This is a genomic window from Arthrobacter sp. Marseille-P9274, assembly GCF_946892675.1.
Classification (GTDB): Bacteria; Actinomycetota; Actinomycetes; order Actinomycetales; family Micrococcaceae; genus Crystallibacter.
The window spans coordinates 618,602-636,158 of the sequence record NZ_CAMPOV010000001.1; the positions used below are offsets into that span (position 1 = coordinate 618,602).

General features: G+C 68.1%; 18 protein-coding genes. 9 read left to right on the forward strand and 9 right to left on the reverse strand.

Going from position 1 to position 17,557, the window contains the following annotated elements:
- Nucleotides 1-180 precede the first annotated feature (180 nt).
- Both OC550_RS02825 and OC550_RS02830 read right to left on the reverse strand, forming a co-directional pair.
- Nucleotides 181-618, reverse strand: a complete 438-nt coding sequence (locus OC550_RS02825; RefSeq protein WP_262103787.1) for an Hsp20/alpha crystallin family protein — start codon at nucleotides 616-618, stop codon at nucleotides 181-183.
- A gap of 138 nt (nucleotides 619-756) precedes the next feature.
- The gene (locus OC550_RS02830; protein ID WP_262103788.1) at nucleotides 757-1,005 is read right to left on the reverse strand and encodes a hypothetical protein; all 249 of its coding nucleotides are present in this window, start codon (nucleotides 1,003-1,005) and stop codon (nucleotides 757-759) included.
- Between the two features lie 188 nt (nucleotides 1,006-1,193).
- Between OC550_RS02830 and gluQRS the strand changes: the two genes are divergently transcribed.
- Nucleotides 1,194-2,111 (forward strand): tRNA glutamyl-Q(34) synthetase GluQRS, encoded by a 918-nt coding sequence (gluQRS, locus tag OC550_RS02835; protein ID WP_262103789.1) that lies wholly within the window; start codon nucleotides 1,194-1,196, stop codon nucleotides 2,109-2,111.
- 50 nt (nucleotides 2,112-2,161) lie between these two features.
- Here gluQRS and OC550_RS02840 read toward each other — a convergent pair whose 3' ends face one another.
- On the reverse strand, nucleotides 2,162-3,370 hold the full coding sequence (locus tag OC550_RS02840) for an FAD-binding oxidoreductase (RefSeq protein WP_262103790.1): 1,209 nt from the start codon (nucleotides 3,368-3,370) through the stop codon (nucleotides 2,162-2,164).
- A 277-nt stretch (nucleotides 3,371-3,647) separates the two neighbouring features.
- Here OC550_RS02840 and OC550_RS02845 point away from each other — a divergent pair, with 277 nt between their 5' ends.
- Genes OC550_RS02845 through OC550_RS02860 form a run of 4 tightly spaced genes read left to right on the forward strand, consistent with a single transcriptional unit; the run spans nucleotide 3,648 to nucleotide 5,465 of the window.
- Nucleotides 3,648-4,001 carry a helix-turn-helix transcriptional regulator gene (locus OC550_RS02845; RefSeq protein WP_262103791.1) on the forward strand — a complete coding sequence of 118 codons (354 nt, stop codon included), beginning with the start codon at nucleotides 3,648-3,650 and terminating at the stop codon, nucleotides 3,999-4,001.
- Between the two features lie 2 nt (nucleotides 4,002-4,003).
- Nucleotides 4,004-4,489 carry an SRPBCC family protein gene (locus OC550_RS02850; RefSeq protein ID WP_262103792.1) on the forward strand — a complete coding sequence of 162 codons (486 nt, stop codon included), beginning with the start codon at nucleotides 4,004-4,006 and terminating at the stop codon, nucleotides 4,487-4,489.
- Nucleotides 4,490-4,547: 58 nt separating this feature from the next.
- Nucleotides 4,548-5,027 carry an SRPBCC family protein gene (locus OC550_RS02855; protein ID WP_262103793.1) on the forward strand — a complete coding sequence of 160 codons (480 nt, stop codon included), beginning with the start codon at nucleotides 4,548-4,550 and terminating at the stop codon, nucleotides 5,025-5,027.
- 21 nt (nucleotides 5,028-5,048) lie between these two features.
- A complete protein-coding gene (locus tag OC550_RS02860) occupies nucleotides 5,049-5,465 on the forward strand; it encodes a VOC family protein (RefSeq protein ID WP_262103794.1) in 417 nt (138 codons plus the stop codon).
- Nucleotides 5,466-5,544: 79 nt separating this feature from the next.
- Here OC550_RS02860 and OC550_RS02865 read toward each other — a convergent pair whose 3' ends face one another.
- The gene (locus OC550_RS02865; protein WP_262103795.1) at nucleotides 5,545-6,312 is read right to left on the reverse strand and encodes an SRPBCC family protein; all 768 of its coding nucleotides are present in this window, start codon (nucleotides 6,310-6,312) and stop codon (nucleotides 5,545-5,547) included.
- A gap of 166 nt (nucleotides 6,313-6,478) precedes the next feature.
- On the reverse strand, nucleotides 6,479-8,242 hold the full coding sequence (locus OC550_RS02870) for a phosphodiester glycosidase family protein (RefSeq protein ID WP_262103796.1): 1,764 nt from the start codon (nucleotides 8,240-8,242) through the stop codon (nucleotides 6,479-6,481).
- A 252-nt stretch (nucleotides 8,243-8,494) separates the two neighbouring features.
- On the opposite strand from OC550_RS02870, the gene OC550_RS02875 reads away from it, so the two are divergent.
- Nucleotides 8,495-10,066, forward strand: a complete 1,572-nt coding sequence (locus OC550_RS02875) for an alkaline phosphatase (RefSeq protein WP_262103797.1) — start codon at nucleotides 8,495-8,497, stop codon at nucleotides 10,064-10,066.
- A 121-nt stretch (nucleotides 10,067-10,187) separates the two neighbouring features.
- Here the strand turns inward: OC550_RS02875 and OC550_RS02880 are convergent, their stop codons facing one another.
- From OC550_RS02880 to OC550_RS02890, 3 genes are all read right to left on the reverse strand, one after another.
- Nucleotides 10,188-11,783 carry a 4-hydroxyphenylacetate 3-hydroxylase family protein gene (locus OC550_RS02880; RefSeq protein ID WP_262103798.1) on the reverse strand — a complete coding sequence of 532 codons (1,596 nt, stop codon included), beginning with the start codon at nucleotides 11,781-11,783 and terminating at the stop codon, nucleotides 10,188-10,190.
- A 74-nt stretch (nucleotides 11,784-11,857) separates the two neighbouring features.
- Nucleotides 11,858-12,469, reverse strand: a complete 612-nt coding sequence (locus OC550_RS02885; protein ID WP_262103799.1) for a flavin reductase family protein — start codon at nucleotides 12,467-12,469, stop codon at nucleotides 11,858-11,860.
- A 128-nt stretch (nucleotides 12,470-12,597) separates the two neighbouring features.
- Nucleotides 12,598-13,560: an AraC family transcriptional regulator gene (locus OC550_RS02890; protein ID WP_262103800.1), complete on the reverse strand. Its 963-nt coding sequence runs from the start codon at nucleotides 13,558-13,560 to the stop codon at nucleotides 12,598-12,600.
- Between the two features lie 136 nt (nucleotides 13,561-13,696).
- Between OC550_RS02890 and OC550_RS02895 the strand changes: the two genes are divergently transcribed.
- The 3 genes from OC550_RS02895 to OC550_RS02905 all read left to right on the forward strand — a co-directional run bounded on the left by OC550_RS02895 (nucleotide 13,697) and on the right by OC550_RS02905 (nucleotide 16,591).
- Nucleotides 13,697-14,134: a pyridoxamine 5'-phosphate oxidase family protein gene (locus OC550_RS02895; RefSeq protein WP_262103801.1), complete on the forward strand. Its 438-nt coding sequence runs from the start codon at nucleotides 13,697-13,699 to the stop codon at nucleotides 14,132-14,134.
- A 25-nt stretch (nucleotides 14,135-14,159) separates the two neighbouring features.
- Nucleotides 14,160-14,687: a pyridoxamine 5'-phosphate oxidase family protein gene (locus OC550_RS02900; RefSeq protein ID WP_262103802.1), complete on the forward strand. Its 528-nt coding sequence runs from the start codon at nucleotides 14,160-14,162 to the stop codon at nucleotides 14,685-14,687.
- A 221-nt stretch (nucleotides 14,688-14,908) separates the two neighbouring features.
- Nucleotides 14,909-16,591, forward strand: coding sequence for a thiamine pyrophosphate-dependent enzyme (locus OC550_RS02905; protein ID WP_262103803.1), 1,683 nt, complete (start codon nucleotides 14,909-14,911; stop codon nucleotides 16,589-16,591).
- Between the two features lie 92 nt (nucleotides 16,592-16,683).
- Here the strand turns inward: OC550_RS02905 and OC550_RS02910 are convergent, their stop codons facing one another.
- Nucleotides 16,684-17,523, reverse strand: a complete 840-nt coding sequence (locus tag OC550_RS02910) for an aldo/keto reductase (RefSeq protein ID WP_262103804.1) — start codon at nucleotides 17,521-17,523, stop codon at nucleotides 16,684-16,686.
- Nucleotides 17,524-17,557 lie beyond the last annotated feature (34 nt).

The following is a 17,557-nucleotide window of genomic DNA, read 5'->3' on the forward strand; positions in this document are numbered from 1 at the left end:
GCGAGGCACCACCGCTGGTCCTGCGCACGCGTGCTGCCGGCCCGGCTGCGGTCAGCAAGCCGGGCCAGCAGGATGAATCAGATCAATCCGCGCGGACGGGTCCGCAGGTCAGGCTGACCGCGGGCCCGGACACACGCGTTCCCGGGGCGCCGGGGCCGAACCGCACCGCTCGGCAGCTCGCTAGCCGCGCGTGATGTGGATCTTGCGGGCCGGTTCCTGCTCCGTTTCGGGCGGCAGCGGTGCCCGGACCTCCAGCACCCCGTCGCGGTAGGTAGCCGAGATATCCTCGTTCCTCACGCCCTTGGGCAGCGGAATGCTGCGCGAGAACGAGCCGTACCGGAACTCGGACCGGTAGCGGTCCTTGCCCTTCTCCTCTTTCCGCTCCTGCCGCTCCGCGCGGATGTGCAGGTGCTCCTCCGCGACGGAAATATCAACATCCTGCTCCGGATCGATGCCCGGAAGCTCCGCACGGACCACCAGGGTGTTCCCGTCCACCAGTTCCTCAACACGGATGGCAGAGGATTCCAAGTCCCCTTCGAACATGCGGCGCAGTGGCTCCATCATTTCGAAGGGCGAGCGCCGCAGGTCGAAAGAGGGCCGCTTGAAAACTTCATTCATTTCTAGCTCCTCACGTCAGGACAGTGCGGTTGGGGCCGCACAAGGTCAAGACTTCCAGCCGGTCGGACGCGCCGCAAGGGCATAAGGCGACGCCCCGGACGGGCTCTCGTACGCCGCCGATGACCGGCGCGGCCGCCCTCAGGCGTACCAGAACCAGCCGGGCGGTTCCCAGCCGTCCGGGACCGCGTGTGCGGAAAACTGGCCGCATTCGATGCAGGTATAGCTGGCCTCGGCCGGCTTGGCGGCGCCGGCCGTCAGCACTCGGGCCGGGACAAACTCCTCGTAGACCAGGAATTCATCGCTCCCGCAGGCCTCACAAAATGGACGCTGCGGGGTGGCCAGGCGGATCGGTCCGGACTGCGACGGGCGGGTTGTCAGGAAGGGCATCTTCGCTCCAATGATGAGTCCATGAATTTCGTGCTGGGGATGAACCAGCCGCCCACGCTTCGACCGGTCCTTGTCACGTCGTTTAAGCATGTAACGGAACTGTGACGGCGGGGAGGGCCTTAAGTCCCGCCGCCTTCACCGGGGCCTCCCGGCACAGGCACCGGGAGCCGCTTTGTAGACTAGTGACCGTGCCCCAGACCCACCGCGGCGCCGGCCGCTTCGCCCCCAGCCCGTCGGGCGATCTGCATGTGGGGAACCTGCGCACCGCCGTCCTCGCCTGGCTGTTCGCCCGCAGCACCGGCCGCCGCTTCCTGCTCCGGATAGAAGACCTGGACCGCGCCCGCGCGGGAGCCGAAGCCGCGCAGCTAGCCGACCTCACCGCCGTCGGACTCGATTGGGACGGCGACGTGGCCCGCCAGACGGACCGCATGCCCCGCTACCGACGCGCCGTGGTGCAGCTGGCAGAGGCCGGACTGGTCTACGAATGCTTCTGCACCCGACGGGAGATCTCCGAGGCCCCGAGCGCTCCGCACGCGCCGGCGGGCGCCTACCCCGGGACGTGCCGCAACCTCACGGACCGCGAACGGGAACGACGGCGGCAGGAACGTCCCGCGGCCCTGCGGCTGAGGGCCTCGGTCACCGAGTACACCGTGACCGACGAGCTGCACGGAGACTTCACCGGCACCGTGGACGACTTTGTCCTGCTGCGCAATGACGGCGTCCCCGCCTACAACCTCGCCGTGGTCGTCGACGATGCCGAGCAGGGCATCGACCAGGTGGTGCGCGGGGACGACCTGCTCAGCTCGGCCCCGCGCCAGGCTTACCTCGCCTCGCTGCTGGGGCTGCCGGGCCCGCACTACGCGCACGTACCGCTGGCGCTGAATGAACACCACCGGCGGCTCGCCAAACGCGACGGCGCCGTCACCCTCGCATCCCTGGCCCTGGCCGGGCTCGGCGCCGAGGACGTGCGGCACCTCATCCTGGCCTCGCTCGGCCTCCCGCCGGGAACGCTGGCGGACGCGCTGCCGTCCTTCGATCCGGCACGGCTCCCGCGGGAACCCTGGATCTTCGACCCGCCTTCACTGACGGATCGAGGACGCGGCTGATCCGGGCGCGGCGGGGCCGGCACCTGGCTTCTTGGAAGCCGGCAAAGGGCTTATTCGAAGTCGGCCAGCCAGAGGTCCGGGCCGAACACTTCGTACTGGATGTCCTTCGCGGGGATGCCGCGGGCGATGAGCGCGCTGCGGACGGCCTTCATAAAGACCAGCGGGCCGCAGAGGTAGAACTCGGCGTCGGCCGGCAGTTCGGTGTCGGTTAGGTCCATGTAGCCGACATTGACGCCCTCGACCTCCTGCGTCCGGTGGCCCGGTTCTTCGTACCAGACTGCCATCGAGCCGTACTGGAGCTTCGCCAGGTCCTCGGTGACCTGGTTGCGCAGCGCGAACGTCTCCTCGGAGTGGTCGGCGTGGAACAGCACCACGGTCCGGGTCGAGCCGTCCTTGACCAGGTGCGAGAGCATTCCGGCCATCGGCGTGATGCCGATGCCGGCGCTGGCGAACACGATGGGCCGGTCCGAATACTCGAGCACGACATCGCCGAAGGGTGCCGAGAGCACCAGTTCGTCGCCGACCTTGATGTCCCGGTGCAGCAGGGTCGAGACCTCGCCGTCGGGTTTGCCGGATTCGTGCACCCGCTTGACCGCGAACTGCCGGTGCTCGCCGTCGTCGGCCCGGGTCAGGCTGTACTGCCGAGGCTGGTGCACGCCGTCCGGCATCAGCTGCTTAAGCGTCACGTACTGCCCGGGCAGCGACGGCTTGACCGGCCGGTCGTCCGTCCGCTCCACCACGAATGTCACAACGTCGGCGGACTCCTCGATCCGCTCCGCCACCCGCCAGGTCCGCCAGACCGTGTCCGGCTGCAGGTGGACCGCGTCGTAGAGCCCGCGTTCCTTGTTGATCAGCAGGTTGGCCATGAGCCAGTAGACCTCGTCCCAGGCCTTGGCCACCGGTTCGGTCACGGCCTCGCCCAGCACGTCCACGATGGCCCACATCAGGTTGTCGTGGACGATCTGGTACTGGTCCGGGCGCAGGCCGAGCGACACGTGTTTGTGCGCGATCCGCGAGAGCAAGTGGTCCGGCAGGTCGTCCGGGTTCTCGATCAGCGTGGTGGCGAACGCGGCGATCGATCCCGCTAGCGCCTGCTGCTGACGGCCGTCCGCCTGGTTTCCGCGGTTGAACAGCCCGTCCAGCAGTTCCGGGTGCTCGCCGAACATGTGCTGGTAGAAGCGCTTGGCGATCTCCTGGATGTTCTCCCCCACTACGGGGAGCGTCGCCTTGATAACGGGGGTGGAAGTATCGGACAACATGCTCAAGACTCCTTCACTGGCAGGTGCCTGTCGTTCGTTCCAACAACCCCCAGCTTCCTCCCCTCCACCACAATGCACCACCCGCATCGGACGGTCGGGGTTTCCCAACCGCACGCCGGGTCGGGCGGCGCCACGTACCCCCAGCCGCAACCCGGCACGGCCAAAAGCCTGCCCTTGGCACGCAGCCCAAATCCCATCGTCGTGCCTCTTGACCCTTGGGAGTGCCGGGAGTAGATTCATAGTCAACCAATTGGTTGATAAATGAGGAAGTTGACTAATGGACACGGACGACGGCACCCTCGACCTGGCTTTCATGGCCTTGGCCGACCCGGTCCGCCGCCGCATCATCGCCCGGCTCAGCCGGGGGCCCGCTACAGTCAACGAACTGGCGGAACCGTTTGAGATCACCAAGCAGGCGGTTTCGAAGCACATCCAGGTCCTCGAGCAGGCGCAGCTGGTGACCCGCACCCGCGAGGCACAGCGCCGGCCCGTCCACCTGAATCCCGCCCGGCTGGAGGCGCTGACGTCGTGGATCGACCAGTACCGGCTGGTCCGCGAGGCGCAGTTCAGGAGCCTCGACGCCGTCCTTCGCTCCCAAGCCGCCGCCGGCGGCCCGCAACTTAAGGAATGACCATGAGCAACGATCTGAAACTCGATCTCCCGGCACACCTGCCCTTCATCGACTACGAGCGCGATTTCGACTTTTCCGTGGCCGACGTCTTCCGCGCCCACAAGGACCCGGCCCTCCTCAAGCAGTGGCTCGGGCCGCGCGGCCTGCACATGGAGGTGGAGCACTACGATTTCCGAACCGGCGGCAGCTACCGCTACATCCACACGGATCCGGAAGGGACGCCGTACACCTTCAGCGGAATCTTCCACACGGTCCGCGAGAACGAGCTCGCCGTCCAGACCTTCGAGTTCGGCGGCTACCCGGACGTCGTGAGCATCGAATTCATGACCTTCAAGGACCTCGGCGAAGGGCGCTGCCGCCTGGTCGGACACGCCGTCTACCCCACCCTCGAGGCGAGGGATGGCATGGCGCAGTCCGGCATGGAGGGCGGCATGAGCGAGGGGTACGAGCGCCTGGACGAACTGCTCGCCGCGCAGCGGGTGTCTTGAAACAACGACGCCGGCGCCCGGCCCGGGTGCCGGACCGGACACTGGAGAGGAGCACACCATGAGCAACGCACTGACCGTCAGGAATCCCGAGGGCCTGCCCTACACCGAATATGAGCGCGAGTTCGACGCCCCGGCCGCCGCCGTCTTCCGCGCGCACACCGACCCGGAGCTGTACCTGCAGTGGATCGGCCCGCACGGCCTGACCACCCGGATCGACGAGCACGACTATCGGGCGGGAGGGTCCTTCCGCTTCGTCCAGCACGGGCACGACGGCGTCGAGTACGCTTTCCGCGGCACAGTCCACAACGTGCGGGAGGGCGAGTTCATCCTCAACACCTTCGAATACGAGGGCTGGCCGGACGTCGTCACCCTCGAATACACCAGGTTCGAGGACCTGCCGGGCGGCCGGTCGCGGCTCACCGGGCGCTCCGTCTTCCCCGACCTGGACTCCCGGAAACACTACCTGGAGGAAGGGATGGAGCGTGGCATGACCGAAGGCTACGATCGACTCGACACCCTCCTGGCGCAGGCCAGCTGAACCGCCGGAAAGGAGCCTCCATTGGACTGGACGCTCGAAGTTGTCATCGTCCCCGTGAGCGATATCGACCGGGCCATCCGGTTCTACCGGGACCAGCTGGGCTTTGCCCTGGACCACCACACCGTGCACGGGGAAATGGATTTCGCGCAGCTCACTCCGCGCGGCTCCGGCTGCTCGATCGTCATCGGGAACCTGCCGGGGCAAAGCGACATGGCGCCGGGCTCGCTCCGCGGCCTGCAGCTGGTGGTTTCGGATGCAGAGGCGGCCCGCGAGGAGCTGCTGGGCCGCGGCGTGGAATGCAGCGACATCTCCGTCATCGACCCGCGCGACGGGGGCACCTTCTTCGGCTTCAGCGACCCGGACGGCAACACCTGGGCCGTGCAGCAGATGAAGGTGCGCGCCGAAAAGCCGCTGATTCCCCACGAGGCGCGAATCTGAGAAAAAAGACGCCCCAGGCCCGCGGTTATGGAAACCGCGGGCCTGGAGCGACTGTGCCGGTCCACTAGGACCAACCGGACTATTTCAGGGTGTCGCCCCGATCGACGTGCCCGGTCCGCCCCTGCGTAGTCCCGAGGTCCGGATCGTTACCCTCGATGACCGTCCTCTCCGTTTCCACCACGACCGCGTCGGGCGGTGTCAGCACTTCCTCGGTGACGACCACGGTCTCGTCGTCGTCCTTCTTCCCGGCTGCCGCTGCTGCTGCCACGCCCGCGGCTGCCGCACCCGCCGCGGCTACGCCGGCGGCAGCGGCCTTGCCGGAGATACCCGCCTTGCCCGAATCACCGAGCGACGTTGCGGCAGCTTCCGTGCCGGGCGTTCCGACCGCTGCGCCTTCATTGACGGAGCCGCGCCAGGCGCCGGTGGCGTACCGCTCCGACTCGATGAACTCCTTGAAGCGTTCGAGGTCGCCCTCGGCCTGCTTTTCGACGACGTGCAGCTTGTCGCCGACCTTTTCGACCAGGCCCTCGGGCTCGTATTCGAGGGACAGGCTGATCGACGTCTGGCCGCCGCCCACGTCCTCGAACTCCACGGAGCCGGCGTTGGTCGCGCCCTCAGTCGCGGCCCAGGCCACCTTGCGGTCCGGAACCTGCTCCAGGATCCTGGCCTCCCAGCGCCGCTTGACGCCGGCGATCTCGGCGACCCATTCCAGCCGATCGTCGCTCAGCTGGGTCACGCTCTTGACTCCGCCCATGAACTGCGGGAAATCCTCGAACTGCGTCCACTGGTTGTACGCGGTGCTGACTGGAACATTGACGAGGATTCGCTTGTCGACCTTGGTGCTCATTGCTTCTCCTTCGACGGTGGGGTCCTGACGTAAGATGCATCAATTAGTCAGGTTGCTTACGATACCGCCCATCATGCCGGCCCAACACCCAAAGCGGCAGATCCGGCCGCAGGCACTTTTGCATCCGGCGCGAACCCGCGCGTCCTCCAAGGCACCGGCTACTGGCTCACTTCCGGGACGGGAGCACCAGCAGGGCGTCGCCCACGGCCCGCTGGGCACCGCCGTCGTTGGAGGGCACGTTGACCACTTCGCCGTCGGCAACCATAGTGGTGGACCCGCCGCCGTCGAGGTTGACGGCGTCGACCATGCCCAGCGACTTGGCCACCGCGGCGGCCTCGTGGATGCTGAGGCCGAGCGCCGAGGTCTGCCGACCGTCGGCGGTGACCAGCATGAGCCGGCCAGCCGCATCCACGCCCGCAATGGTGCGGGGATTGCGCTGGTGGACCCAGCCGTAGAACATGCCCGGGTTGTCGGCGTGGACCATGCCGTCACGCTCGGCGGTGACCATGAGCTCGCCGTCCTGCAGCAGCAGCGGGCCGCCGTTGACCACGTGGCTGTCCTTGTCCAGCCGCAGGTCCTTGCCGTCCGCGCCGGCGAACGCGGAGCTGACCTTCAGGGGCGTCCCGCTCCGTGCCAGCTTCGCCAGGCGGTCGGCGTCCCCGCCCGTGGCCTGGACTGTCCGGCCGCCGGCCGGGACCGCGGTGCCGCGGCTGCCGTTGATGGCCGTGACTTTGCCCCTCGCGTCCAGGACGACCTCGAGACCGGGACCGGATGGCGTCGCGGACCCGAAATCGGCGGTGAACGCGACCAGTTCGTCCGCGTCGGTGCAGGTGGCGTCGTGTTTCGGCGCCTCGGTCGGCTGGTCGTCGGTGCCGCCGCAGTTGCGGACCAGGCCGGGCACCCGATTGATCCCGTCCAGCGCCAGCTCCTCTCCCCCCGCGGCGACGGTTCCCTGCCAGGTGAGGCGTTCGACGGCGGCGCGGGCCTTGGGCCCGTCGATCACCAGCGAGGGGCGGTCGCCGACGGCCTCGCTGAGCACCTTGCCGTTGTAGGCTCCGGCACCGGCCGGATCACCCTCTGCACCGTGGGAGGCGTTGAACACGAAGAAGCCGCCGTTCACCGCGGCCAGGGCGTCGGCAGCGGCGGCCAACTGGCTCGTGGTTTCGCGCTGCTCAAGGTCCGGTCCGAAGGCCGCCGCGAGCTCGCCGTCGAACTCCTTCGGGTCGATCGTCAGGACCTCGAGGTTCCAAGGGCCCTGCTGCTGATTGGCGCCGGCGGAGTCCCCGTCCCAGCCGGTATACCAAACAGCTGAGGCATAGCCGGCCGTCTTGATGCGGGCCACCGTGCCGGCGCCGTCCTCGCGGCTGCCGAACTCGCCGGCCCGGACACGGTAGCCGAGGTCGCCGCCGGAATCGGCGAGCCGTTCGGACACGACGCGCTCCACCCGCGCCTCGATGCCGGAAGCGGCCAGCTCGCCGGCGACCCGGCGGGCGGTGTCCTCGTCCCTCACCGCTGCATCCGCAACGCCAGCGACGCCGGAGGGCAGCTTCACTTCGACGGTCCAGGGCAACTGCTCGTTGCCGGTGCCGCGGGCAATCGCGGTATGGGTCACGCCCGGCGCGAGCTCCCGGGCGGTCCGCGTTTCGGAAAGGCTGGCTGCGCCGAGGTCCAGGAACGGGGCGTCCGGAAGCGCGCCGCGGTTGGCGGCAGGGAGGGAGGACGTCACGGCGGGGAGGGAGCCGGAACCGGCCACGGCGGTACCGGGCAGGACGAGGGGCAGCACGATGCCACCGGCGGCCAGGGTCGCGGCGGCCGCGAGGGCGCTACGCTTCAGGTGGCGCACGAGTGGTGCGGCGGCGCGGGCGGAAGGGGCATCAGGGGCGGAAGGTGTCTCGGGGGCGGTTGCTGCTGGTGCGGAGGAGTCATTCACAGCCACAACGTAGGGCCGGCGCCCGGTGGCGGAGCCACGGAACCCGGCAGGTTCGGCGAGTGTTGGCCTAGGGTTCAGCGACCCGTCCGGTACGGAACCTTGCGTTCACCGGCGTCGCCAAACGTTCAGGGGCGGCTTCCTGGGGGACGCCGGAGATTTACTCGGCGGGATAGAACCATTCACTTCCGTGCGAAGTACTGGAGAGGCAGTTCCTTCCCCAGCATCACTCCCCCAGCATCCAGGAGCTTTGCCATGCCCTCTCCCCTGTTCCTGCCCGACCGCCGCCGATTCCTGACCCTGGCCGGCGGGGGCGCCGTGGCCATTGCCGCGGGCATGATGGCGTCGTCGGCCCCCGCCGTCGCCGATCCCCGTTTTGCGTCCGATCCCTTCACCCTCGGTGTCGCTTCCGGCGATCCCCTGCCCCACGGCGTCGTGCTCTGGACCCGCCTGGCCCTGGACCCCATTGCACCCGACGGCAGCGGCGGCATGCCGGCGTCGAGCTACCCGGTCACGTGGCAGGTCGCGGAGGACCCGGCCTTCGCCCGCGTGGTGAAGGCCGGGACGGAACACGCGGTGCCGGAGCTCGGCCACAGCGTGCACGCGGAGGTCAACGGGCTGCGGCCGGACCGCGAGTACTGGTACCGCTTCCGAGTGGGCAGCTTCGTCAGCCAGGCCGGACGGACCAGGACCGCGCCGACCCCCGACGCGGCGCTTGCCTCGCTCAGCTTCGCGTTCGCCAGCTGCCAGAACTACCCGGACGGCTATTTCACTGCCTTCCGGCACATGGCCAACGAGGACCTGGACCTGGTGATCCACCTCGGCGACTATATCTACGAGACCGGCGGGCAGGGCAGCATCGGCCGCGGCCACCTGCCCGTGGCGGAGATCTTCTCGCTAGCCGACTATCGCGTCCGCTACGGCCAATACAAGGCGGACGCCGACCTGCAGGCCGCCCACGCTGCGGCGCCGTGGCTGGTCACGGTCGACGACCACGAGGTGGAGAACAACTGGGCCGGGAGCATTTCGCAGGTGGACAAGGAACCGGACCAGGATCCGGCGGTCTTCCTGCAGCGCCGTGCCGCAGCCTTCCAGGCGTTCTATGAAAACCAGCCGCTGCGCCTGGCCTCCAAGCCGAACGGGGCGGAGATGCAGCTCTACCGGCGGCTCGCGTTCGGCCGGCTGGCGGAGATCAACATGATTGACACCCGCCAGTACCGCGACGACCAGGTCGCGGAGCAGGCCGACCGCCTCCATCCGGACCGCTCCATGCTCGGGGCCGCGCAGGAGGACTGGCTGCTGGACGGGCTCGGCCGGTCACAGGCCACCTGGAACGTCCTGGGCAACCAGATCTTCGCCATGCAGGCGGACCACGAAGCCGGCGAGCCAACGCGCTTCGGGCTGGACACGTGGGACGGCTACGCGGCAGCGCGGCAGCGGATTTTCGACGGCGTCCGGGACCAGGGCGTGGAGAACTTCGTCATCCTCACCGGCGACGCGCACCGCAGCGCCGCGGCGGACCTGAAGACCGACTTCAACGACCCGTCCTCGGCGACCGTGGGGACCGAGTTCCTCGGCACGTCGATCAGTTCCGGCCGCGACGGCAAGCCGATGGACGACCTCGGCCTGGTCTGGCTGCAGGAGAATCCGCACATGAAATTCCATAACTCACAGCGCGGCTACGTCCGCTGCGAGCTGACCCCGGCCAGTTGGCGCAGCGACTACAAGGTGGTCCCCTACGTCAGCCGGCCTGGCGCGCCCCTCCACACCGCCGCGAGTGTCCATATCGAGGCGGGCGTCGCAGGCATCGCGCAGGTGGAGCAGTAGCGGCTGGTGGCGGGTTGGGACCGGCGGTGGTGCTGAGCCTGGTCGGACAACAACGACGCCGGTGCCCGGCCTCCGAGGGGCGGGGCACCGGCGTGTTGGCCGTGCTCGGGTCCGGCCGAGGTCAGTGGTTCTTGAGGAAGATGCTGACGTCGTCGTTGTTGATCAGGTCGGGTACGGTCCAGCCGTCGAGGTCGTACTCGCTCATGCACTGGTCCGCGAAGCCGGTCATCATGTCGGTGTGGCCCTGGGCCTGCGCTGCGAACAGGATCTCGGCCTTGACGTTCTCGTGGTTGCCGGCGTAGTTGCGCTCGTACAGCTCGTGGCGGCCGCCGAACTCGGTGCCGATGGCATCCCAGAGCAGCTTCATGAGCTTGACCCGGTCGATGGCCTGGATGCCGTGCGACCCGCGGATGTACTTGTCCAGGTACGGGCGGATCTCGGGGGTCTTGAAGTCCAGGGCGGAGGAGTTGAGGTAGATCAGGCCGGAGGCCACGTCCTGCTCGATGATTTCCTTGATCCGGGGGTAGCCGGTCGCCATGAACATCCGGTAGGCGAGGCCGTAGTCCAGCTTGGGCAGGACCGTGCCGTTGGGGCCCTGGTCGGGGTTGGCGGCCATGGCGTCGGCGAGGGCGTAGAACATGTTGCGCCAGCCGATGACCTCGCCGGCGCGGGCCTGGACGCCGCGGAAGTCCTGGGTACCGGCGATCTCCAGGGCCTTGAGCAGCAGGCCGGCGATGAAGTCCAGCTTCACCGCCAGGCGGATCACGCCCTGGTAGGTGAAGCGGTTGAGGAAGCCGGTCTGCGGGAGGAAGTTGTTGACCTTTTCCACGTCCCCGTAGGCGAAGACGTTCTCCCATGGCACGAGCACCTTGTCGAAGACGAAGACCGAGTCGTTCTCGTCCAGGCGGGAGGAGAGCGGGTAGTCGAAGGGGGTACCCATGACGGCGGCCTGCTGGCTGTACGAGGCGCGGCTGATGAGCTTCACGCCGGGTGCGTCCATCGGGACGGTGCAGATCAGGGCGAATTCCTTCTTCTTGATCGGCAGCCCGTAGTGCGCGATGAAGTTGTACTGCGTGATGGCCGAGCCCGTGGCCACGACCTTCGCCCCGGAGACCACCAGCCCGGCGTCGGTCTCCTTCTCCACCTTCATGAACACGTCACCCACCTGGTCGGTGGGCAGGTGGCGGTCCACCGGCGGGTTGATGATGGCGTGGTTCCAGTAAAGGACCTTCTCCTGCGACTCGTTGTACCAGCGGATGGCATTGTCTTGGTAGGGCTCGTAGAAGTCCGGCATGCCGCCGAGCGTGCCGAGGAACGCCGCCTTGTAGTCGGGCGAGCGGCCGAGCCAGCCGTAGGACATCCGGGCCCAGGTCTCGATCGCGGTGCGGGATGCCTTCAGGTCATCGATGCTGCGGGCCGCCTTGAAGAACGGATTCGTCTGCCCGCCGGAACCGGTGTCGGTGGGAACCAGCAGCTTGTCGGCGGTCTCCGGCTTGTGGAAGCCGTCATAGAGCCGGGCGACCATGCGGATGGAGTTGCGGAAGGCCGGGTGCGTGGTGACGTCCTTGACGCGTTCGCCGTAGATCCAGACCTCGCGGTCGTCCCGGAGCGACTCGATGTATTCGTCGCCGGTCTGGGGCTTGAGCGGGTTGGCCGGAGTGGTCCGGGCGGACATATCGACGGCGGTGGTTTCCTGCGTCTCGAGGGTTTCGGTCATGGTGGTGCTTCCTTCCGTGCGGGGTGGAGGGGCCGGCTGCCGCCGGCGGTTAGGGGAGGGTCCCGGCCTGCAGGTCAGGCGTGGACCAGGGTCTTGAAGGAATCGGCGCCGGAGAACCAGCCGGCGTCCAGCGAATCGCCACAGTGGTGCCACGGGCTGGGACCGGACAGGGGCCCGATCTCGCGGAACTTGCCGCCGAAGAACAGCAGCGGGTCCCGCTCGGTGACCTCGAGTTTGTGGACCTCGCCGATGACGATGATGTGGTCGCCGCCGTCGTAGATCCGCCAGGGCCGGCACTCCAGGGTGGCCTTGTTCTCCAGCAGCACCGGCACCTCGCCGTCGAGGGTCCAGGCCGGTTCCTCCGGCAGGGCCTTGCCGGCGAAGTGCCAGGCGACGTCCAGCTGGCCCTGCGAGAGGATGTTGATCGCGAACGGCGCGTCTTCGAGGTACTGAGCCGCCTTGGAGCTTCGGGTCAGCGTGACCTGCGCCAGCGGCGGGTCCAGCGAGACCGCGGTGAACGCGTTCACGGTGGCGCCGTGCGGTGTGCCGTCCGCGGACCGGCAGGTCACCACGGTGACGCCGGTGGCGAACTGGCCGAAGGTGTTGCGCAGTTCCCGCGGATCGATCGTCGACGTTCCGGCCGCCCGCCCGCGGGGACCGGGCGACGACTGGTTGGTGGTGGTCATGTCACTCTCCTTCATGCCGCCGGTTGTCCTTCCGGCAGTCATGAGTGTTCCAAGTCACATCGACCCATGGGTGGCCGGACCGCGAATGCGGCGGGAGAGTGAAAAAGCGCGTCCGCCAAGTGCAAAAACTACGACGGCGGGGTCGCGGCTTCCCTGCGCGCCTGCACCGGCGTCATGCCGAAGCGGGCCTTGAAGGCGCGGCTGAAGTAGCTTTGGGACGCGAATCCGGTCTGGCCAGCTATGGCCCCGACCGGCGTCGTACTCCTGCGCGGATCGGCCAGGATGCTGCGGGCGAGCTCCAGCCGCCTGGCGAGAATGTAATGGCTGGGCGGCTCCCCGTTTTCCGCGGCAAAGATGCGGGCAAGGTGGCGTTCACTGACGCCCACCGCGGCTGCCACCACCGCCGGGCTGAGGGCCGGATTGCCTAGGCGGTCCTCGATGCAGGCTTTCGCGGCGGCCAGATATCCATCGCCGGTGCCGCTGCGGCAGCCGGCGGTCAACAGGCCTAGGAGCTCGAGCGCGCGATGCTCGGCCGACCGCGGGTTGGCGGCCGGGTCCCGCAGGGTGCCGCTGACGAGCTTCGCCAGGGCGCGCATGTGCAGGTCCGCGGCACCCTGACGGTTGAAGTCGAACACCTTCGGCCGGACCAGGTCCCGGCCGCCGGAGAGTTCGCGGTACTCCTCGCGCGGAATGGTCAGCACCATTTCGCGCACGCCGCTGCTGAAGCCGCGCATGAACGGCCGGTCCACGTCGCACATCACGGCCTGGCCCGGCCGGAGCGCCTCGAGGCCGCCCTGGTAGTAGAAGAAGGCCTCGCCCTCCAGCGCGAAGAACACGGCGACGACATCCATAGGGTTCTGCCGGATGTACTTTTCGTTGCGCTCGATAACCTGCGGACTGCCCTTGACGTGCGCGAACTGCAGCGACGGAAGATGCAGGTTCACCTCCGCCGCGCTCAGCGGGGCCTCGTCCATGGTGCGGATGTCCAGCGAGATGAGCGCCTTGGCATTGTGGTGTGCCCACAGCTCCATGCGGTTGGCAGCAGGGATGCCGGTGGTGCTGAACTTCAGGGACCTGGCCGTCATGCTCATGAACCCAGAAGTGTAGCGTGCATCACATAGGCGGCCCAGCCTCGCCTTCCACTGGATGGGACCGACAGCAGTCTCCGGCCTTCGCCGGGCAGCACCGCCCTATTCAGCCGACGGAGTTCCGTGGCAGAGTGGCGGCATGAATGACCTCCCGCGGACTACGGATGCCGAGCACCCCGTGCAGGTCCTCACCGAGGCCGAATGCCGGGAACTGCTGGCCGGTGCCCAGCTGGGGCGACTGGCACTCAGCCGCCGCAACGAGCCCGACATTTTCCCGGTCAACTTCTGGGCCCACGGGACAACCTTCTTGGTGCACGGCCCGCAGAACGTGCTCGTCGCCGTCGGGCGTTCCAGTCAGCACGTCGCGCTGGAGGCGGACGGCCGGGAGGCCGGCACCGTCTGGAGCGTGATGGCCAAGGGCACCGTCAGGGAGCTCGATCGGCCCGAGGAACTGGAGGCCGTCCGGCAGCGCCGGTTGCGGGCCTGGATCCTCGCTCCGGACAGCGCCTTCCTGGAACTCAGCCCGGATAAGATCACCGGCCGCCGCATCGCCGTCGGACCCGAAGAACGCTACTGACCGAGAACCCCAGCAAGGAGCCGGCATGTCCGAGCAGCATCCAACGAGCCCGCACCGCCGGCCGTTCATGGCCGGCATCACGGAGCCGAAACTCCCCGACTCCACACCGGTCGCGCCGGTACCGCCGCTCCCCGGGCCGGAGAATCCCGTGCTCGAGCTGGACCCGGAGGAGTGCTGGGACCTGCTGATCGGCACGATGCTCGGACGGCTCGCGGTGAGCGTCAGGGACCGCCCGGAGCTGTATCCGGTCAACTTCCTGGCGCACGACCGGCGCATCCTCATCCGCACGGGGCAGGGCACGAAGCTCGCCGCGGCCACGGTGAACAGCACCGTGGCACTCGAGGCGGACGGCAGGTCGCTGCATTCGTTCTGGTCCGTCGTCGCGAAGGGCACCGCACGGATCCTGCAGACGCAGGCGGAACTGGCGAGGGCGGAGGCCATGCCGCTGCATCCGTGGACGTCGACGATGAAGACGACCTACGTGGAGATCGTGCCCACCGGAATCAGCGGCCGGCGGATCGCGCTGGCCGAGGGTTTCCGGCTGGAAAGGTAAGGCGCCAAGCGCAAGCTGCGGAAGGCCGCCGTCGTTCGCAGAATACCGGCCGGTAGTATGGCCCCGCTCACAATCATTACTGCACTGTGTCCTGCCCATCGGCGTCCGGCCGGCTAATTGCTGTACCTTTTGCTCAACCGGGGCGAGCGCAAATCATGCATCCGCACATTGACGCGTCCCGCAAAAGTACTTTGGTTCAACGGGGAAAGAAGGACAGCAGAATGACGCAGACCGCAGCGGAGCAGGCCGAGGCCTTGCCGGCGTCCGGCACATCGATGAAGTCGGCCGGACATGTCATTGTCGACACGCTCCTGGCGCACGGCGTCAAGCGGACCTACGTCGTCCCGGGCGAAAGCTTCCTGGACGTGCTGGACGGCCTGCACGAGTCCCCGATCGAGACGATCGTCTGCCGGCACGAAGGCGGCGCCGCCTACATGGCCGAGGCCGACGGCAAGATGAACCAGCTGCCCGGCATCGCCATGGTCACCCGCGGCCCGGGTGCGGCCAACGCCCATGTCGGCCTGCACACCGCCTGGCAGGACTCGACCCCGATGGTGCTCTTCGTGGGCCTGATCCCGTTCGAGCACCGCGACCGCGAGGCCTTCCAGGAGTTCGACATCAAGGGCTGGTTCGACACCGGCGCCAAGCGCGTGATGGTCCTCGACCACCCGGAGCGCGCCTCCGAGATCGTCGCCGAGGCGATGTTCGCCGCGATGAGCGGCCGCCCCGGGCCCGTTGTCGTCGGCCTGCCCGAGGACATCATCCGCGAACAGGTCGACGCCACCCTGCACCCGGCGATCCCCGTCGCCCCGGGCGGCATGAGCGTCACCGACTGGAAGGCGCTGAAGGCGGCGCTGGAAGAGTCCAAGAAGCCGCTCTTCGTCACCGGCGGCAACGACTGGACCCAGGAGGGCGCCACCCTGCTGACCCAGTGGCTCGAGGAGCACAACATCCCCGCCGCCGCCGAATGGCGCTGCGAGGGCAACATCCCGTTCAGCTCCCCGTCCTACGTCGGCCCGATCGGCTATGGCCGGCCCAAGCCCACCTACGACCTGCTCGAAGAGACGGACCTGCTGGTCTTCGTCGGCACCGTCCCGGGCGACGTCATCACCGACGGCTTCCTGGTCCGGCAGGACTGGGAAAAGAAGAACTTCCTGGTCACCATCGACCCCTCCCTGCGCGGCCGCTCCGGCCCGGTCTCCTGGCAGATCGTGGCCAAACCCGACGTGTTCGTCCGCGACCTGGTCATGATGGACATGCCGGTCAAGGAAGAATGGAAGGCCTGGACCCAGCGCATGCGCACCGAGCAGGAGAAGTTCGCCGCCCTGCCCCCGGCCGAGCCCTCCGCAGGACAGGCCAGGATGGACACCCTGATCGCCAACCTCGTGCCCACCCTGCCCGAGGACGCCGTGATCACCCTCGGCGCCGGCGAGCACACCAACTGGGCCCACCGCTACTTCCCCACCGAGCGCTACGCCTCGATGATCAGCGCCCGCAACGGCTCCATGGGCTACTCCATCCCCTCCGCCGTCGCCGCCTCGCTGGCCCATCCCGGCCGCCGCGTCGTGACCATCGCCGGTGACGGCGAGTTCCTCATGAACGGCCAGGAGCTGGCCACCGCCGCCCAGTACGGCGCCACCCCGCTGGTCGTCGTCATGGACAACCAGGAATACGGCACCATCCGCACCCACCAGGAACGCCACTACCCCCAGCGGATCTCCGGCACCCAGCTGAAGAACCCGGACTTCGCCCTCATGGCGCAGGCCTTCGGCGGCTTCGGCGTCCGCGTCGAGCAGGATGCCGACGTCCCCGCCGCCGTCCAGGCCGCGCTGAAGGCCATCGACGAAGACAAGACCTTCGCCCTGATCCACCTGATCGTGGACCAGCGCGTCAAGGCCTACTAGGCCCGACTTCCACCAACGACGGCGGTGCCTCGATGCGTTCTAGCGCATCGAGGCACCGTCGTCGTCGTTTCCGCCGTTTCGGCGTGTACCGCCTAGGCGAAGTCCGCCGTGGCCGGGTCCGCGCCGATGCGTCCTGCCGCGCCCTTGTCGAGCGCGTCGATGGCGGCGATGTCCTCGTCCTCCAGCACCACGTCGAGTGCTCCGAAGTTCTCGGCGATCCTGGCTGCCGTGACGGTCTTCGGGATCACCACGTTGCCCAGCGCCAGGTGCCAGGCGATGACGACCTGCGCGGCAGTAGCGCCGCGCCGGTCCGCGATGGCGCGCAGCGTCGCATCTTCGAGCAGGCCCTGGCCTTGGCCAAGCGGCGACCAGGCCTGGTGCAGGATACCCTTGTCCGCCTCGAAGGCGCGCAGCTCCGCCTGGTTGAAGTAGGGATGCGTCTCGACCTGGTTGATGACCGGAACGACGCCGGTCTCCGCGATGATTTCCTCAAGGGCGTCCACCGTGAAGTTGGAGACACCGATGCTCTTCACCCGGCCCCGCCGCTGAAGCTCGATGAGCGCCTTCCAGGTGTCCACGTACTTGCCCTGCTTCGGCTGCAGCCAGTGGATCAGGTAGAGGTCGAGGGTTTCCAGGCCCAGCCGCTCCATGGATTCGTCGAAGGCCTGCAGCGTGCTCTCGTAGCCTTGGTCCGCGTTCCAGAGCTTGGTCGTGATGAACAGCTCGCTGCGGTCCAGCCCGGACGAGGCGATAGCCCTTCCCACGCCCTCTTCGTTGCCGTAGATGCGTGCAGTGTCAATATGGCGGTAGCCGGCGCGGAAGGCCTCGCCGACGACCTTCTCAGCCACCTGGTCCTCGACCTGCCAGACGCCGTAACCAAGCTGCGGGATGGTGCGGCCGTCATGGAAGGACAGGAGGGGAGACTCGGTCATGGTTCTCTGCGATGTAGTCACGGGGGCGACAACC

Excerpts from the sequence above, each read along its gene's own strand:
- OC550_RS02825 (WP_262103787.1), bottom strand. The coding sequence starts at position 618 with ATGAATGAAGTTTTCAAGCGGCCCTCTTTCGACCTGCGGCGCTCGCCC.
- OC550_RS02830 (WP_262103788.1), bottom strand. The coding sequence starts at position 1,005 with ATGCCCTTCCTGACAACCCGCCCGTCGCAGTCCGGACCGATCCGCCTG.
- OC550_RS02840 (WP_262103790.1), bottom strand. The coding sequence starts at position 3,370 with ATGTTGTCCGATACTTCCACCCCCGTTATCAAGGCGACGCTCCCCGTA.
- OC550_RS02845 (WP_262103791.1), top strand. The coding sequence starts at position 3,648 with ATGGACACGGACGACGGCACCCTCGACCTGGCTTTCATGGCCTTGGCC.
- OC550_RS02850 (WP_262103792.1), top strand. The coding sequence starts at position 4,004 with ATGAGCAACGATCTGAAACTCGATCTCCCGGCACACCTGCCCTTCATC.
- OC550_RS02855 (WP_262103793.1), top strand. The coding sequence starts at position 4,548 with ATGAGCAACGCACTGACCGTCAGGAATCCCGAGGGCCTGCCCTACACC.
- OC550_RS02865 (WP_262103795.1), bottom strand. The coding sequence starts at position 6,312 with ATGAGCACCAAGGTCGACAAGCGAATCCTCGTCAATGTTCCAGTCAGC.
- OC550_RS02875 (WP_262103797.1), top strand. The coding sequence starts at position 8,495 with ATGCCCTCTCCCCTGTTCCTGCCCGACCGCCGCCGATTCCTGACCCTG.
- OC550_RS02880 (WP_262103798.1), bottom strand. The coding sequence starts at position 11,783 with ATGACCGAAACCCTCGAGACGCAGGAAACCACCGCCGTCGATATGTCC.
- OC550_RS02885 (WP_262103799.1), bottom strand. The coding sequence starts at position 12,469 with ATGACCACCACCAACCAGTCGTCGCCCGGTCCCCGCGGGCGGGCGGCC.
- OC550_RS02890 (WP_262103800.1), bottom strand. The coding sequence starts at position 13,560 with ATGAGCATGACGGCCAGGTCCCTGAAGTTCAGCACCACCGGCATCCCT.
- OC550_RS02895 (WP_262103801.1), top strand. The coding sequence starts at position 13,697 with ATGAATGACCTCCCGCGGACTACGGATGCCGAGCACCCCGTGCAGGTC.
- OC550_RS02900 (WP_262103802.1), top strand. The coding sequence starts at position 14,160 with ATGTCCGAGCAGCATCCAACGAGCCCGCACCGCCGGCCGTTCATGGCC.
- OC550_RS02905 (WP_262103803.1), top strand. The coding sequence starts at position 14,909 with ATGACGCAGACCGCAGCGGAGCAGGCCGAGGCCTTGCCGGCGTCCGGC.
- OC550_RS02910 (WP_262103804.1), bottom strand. The coding sequence starts at position 17,523 with ATGACCGAGTCTCCCCTCCTGTCCTTCCATGACGGCCGCACCATCCCG.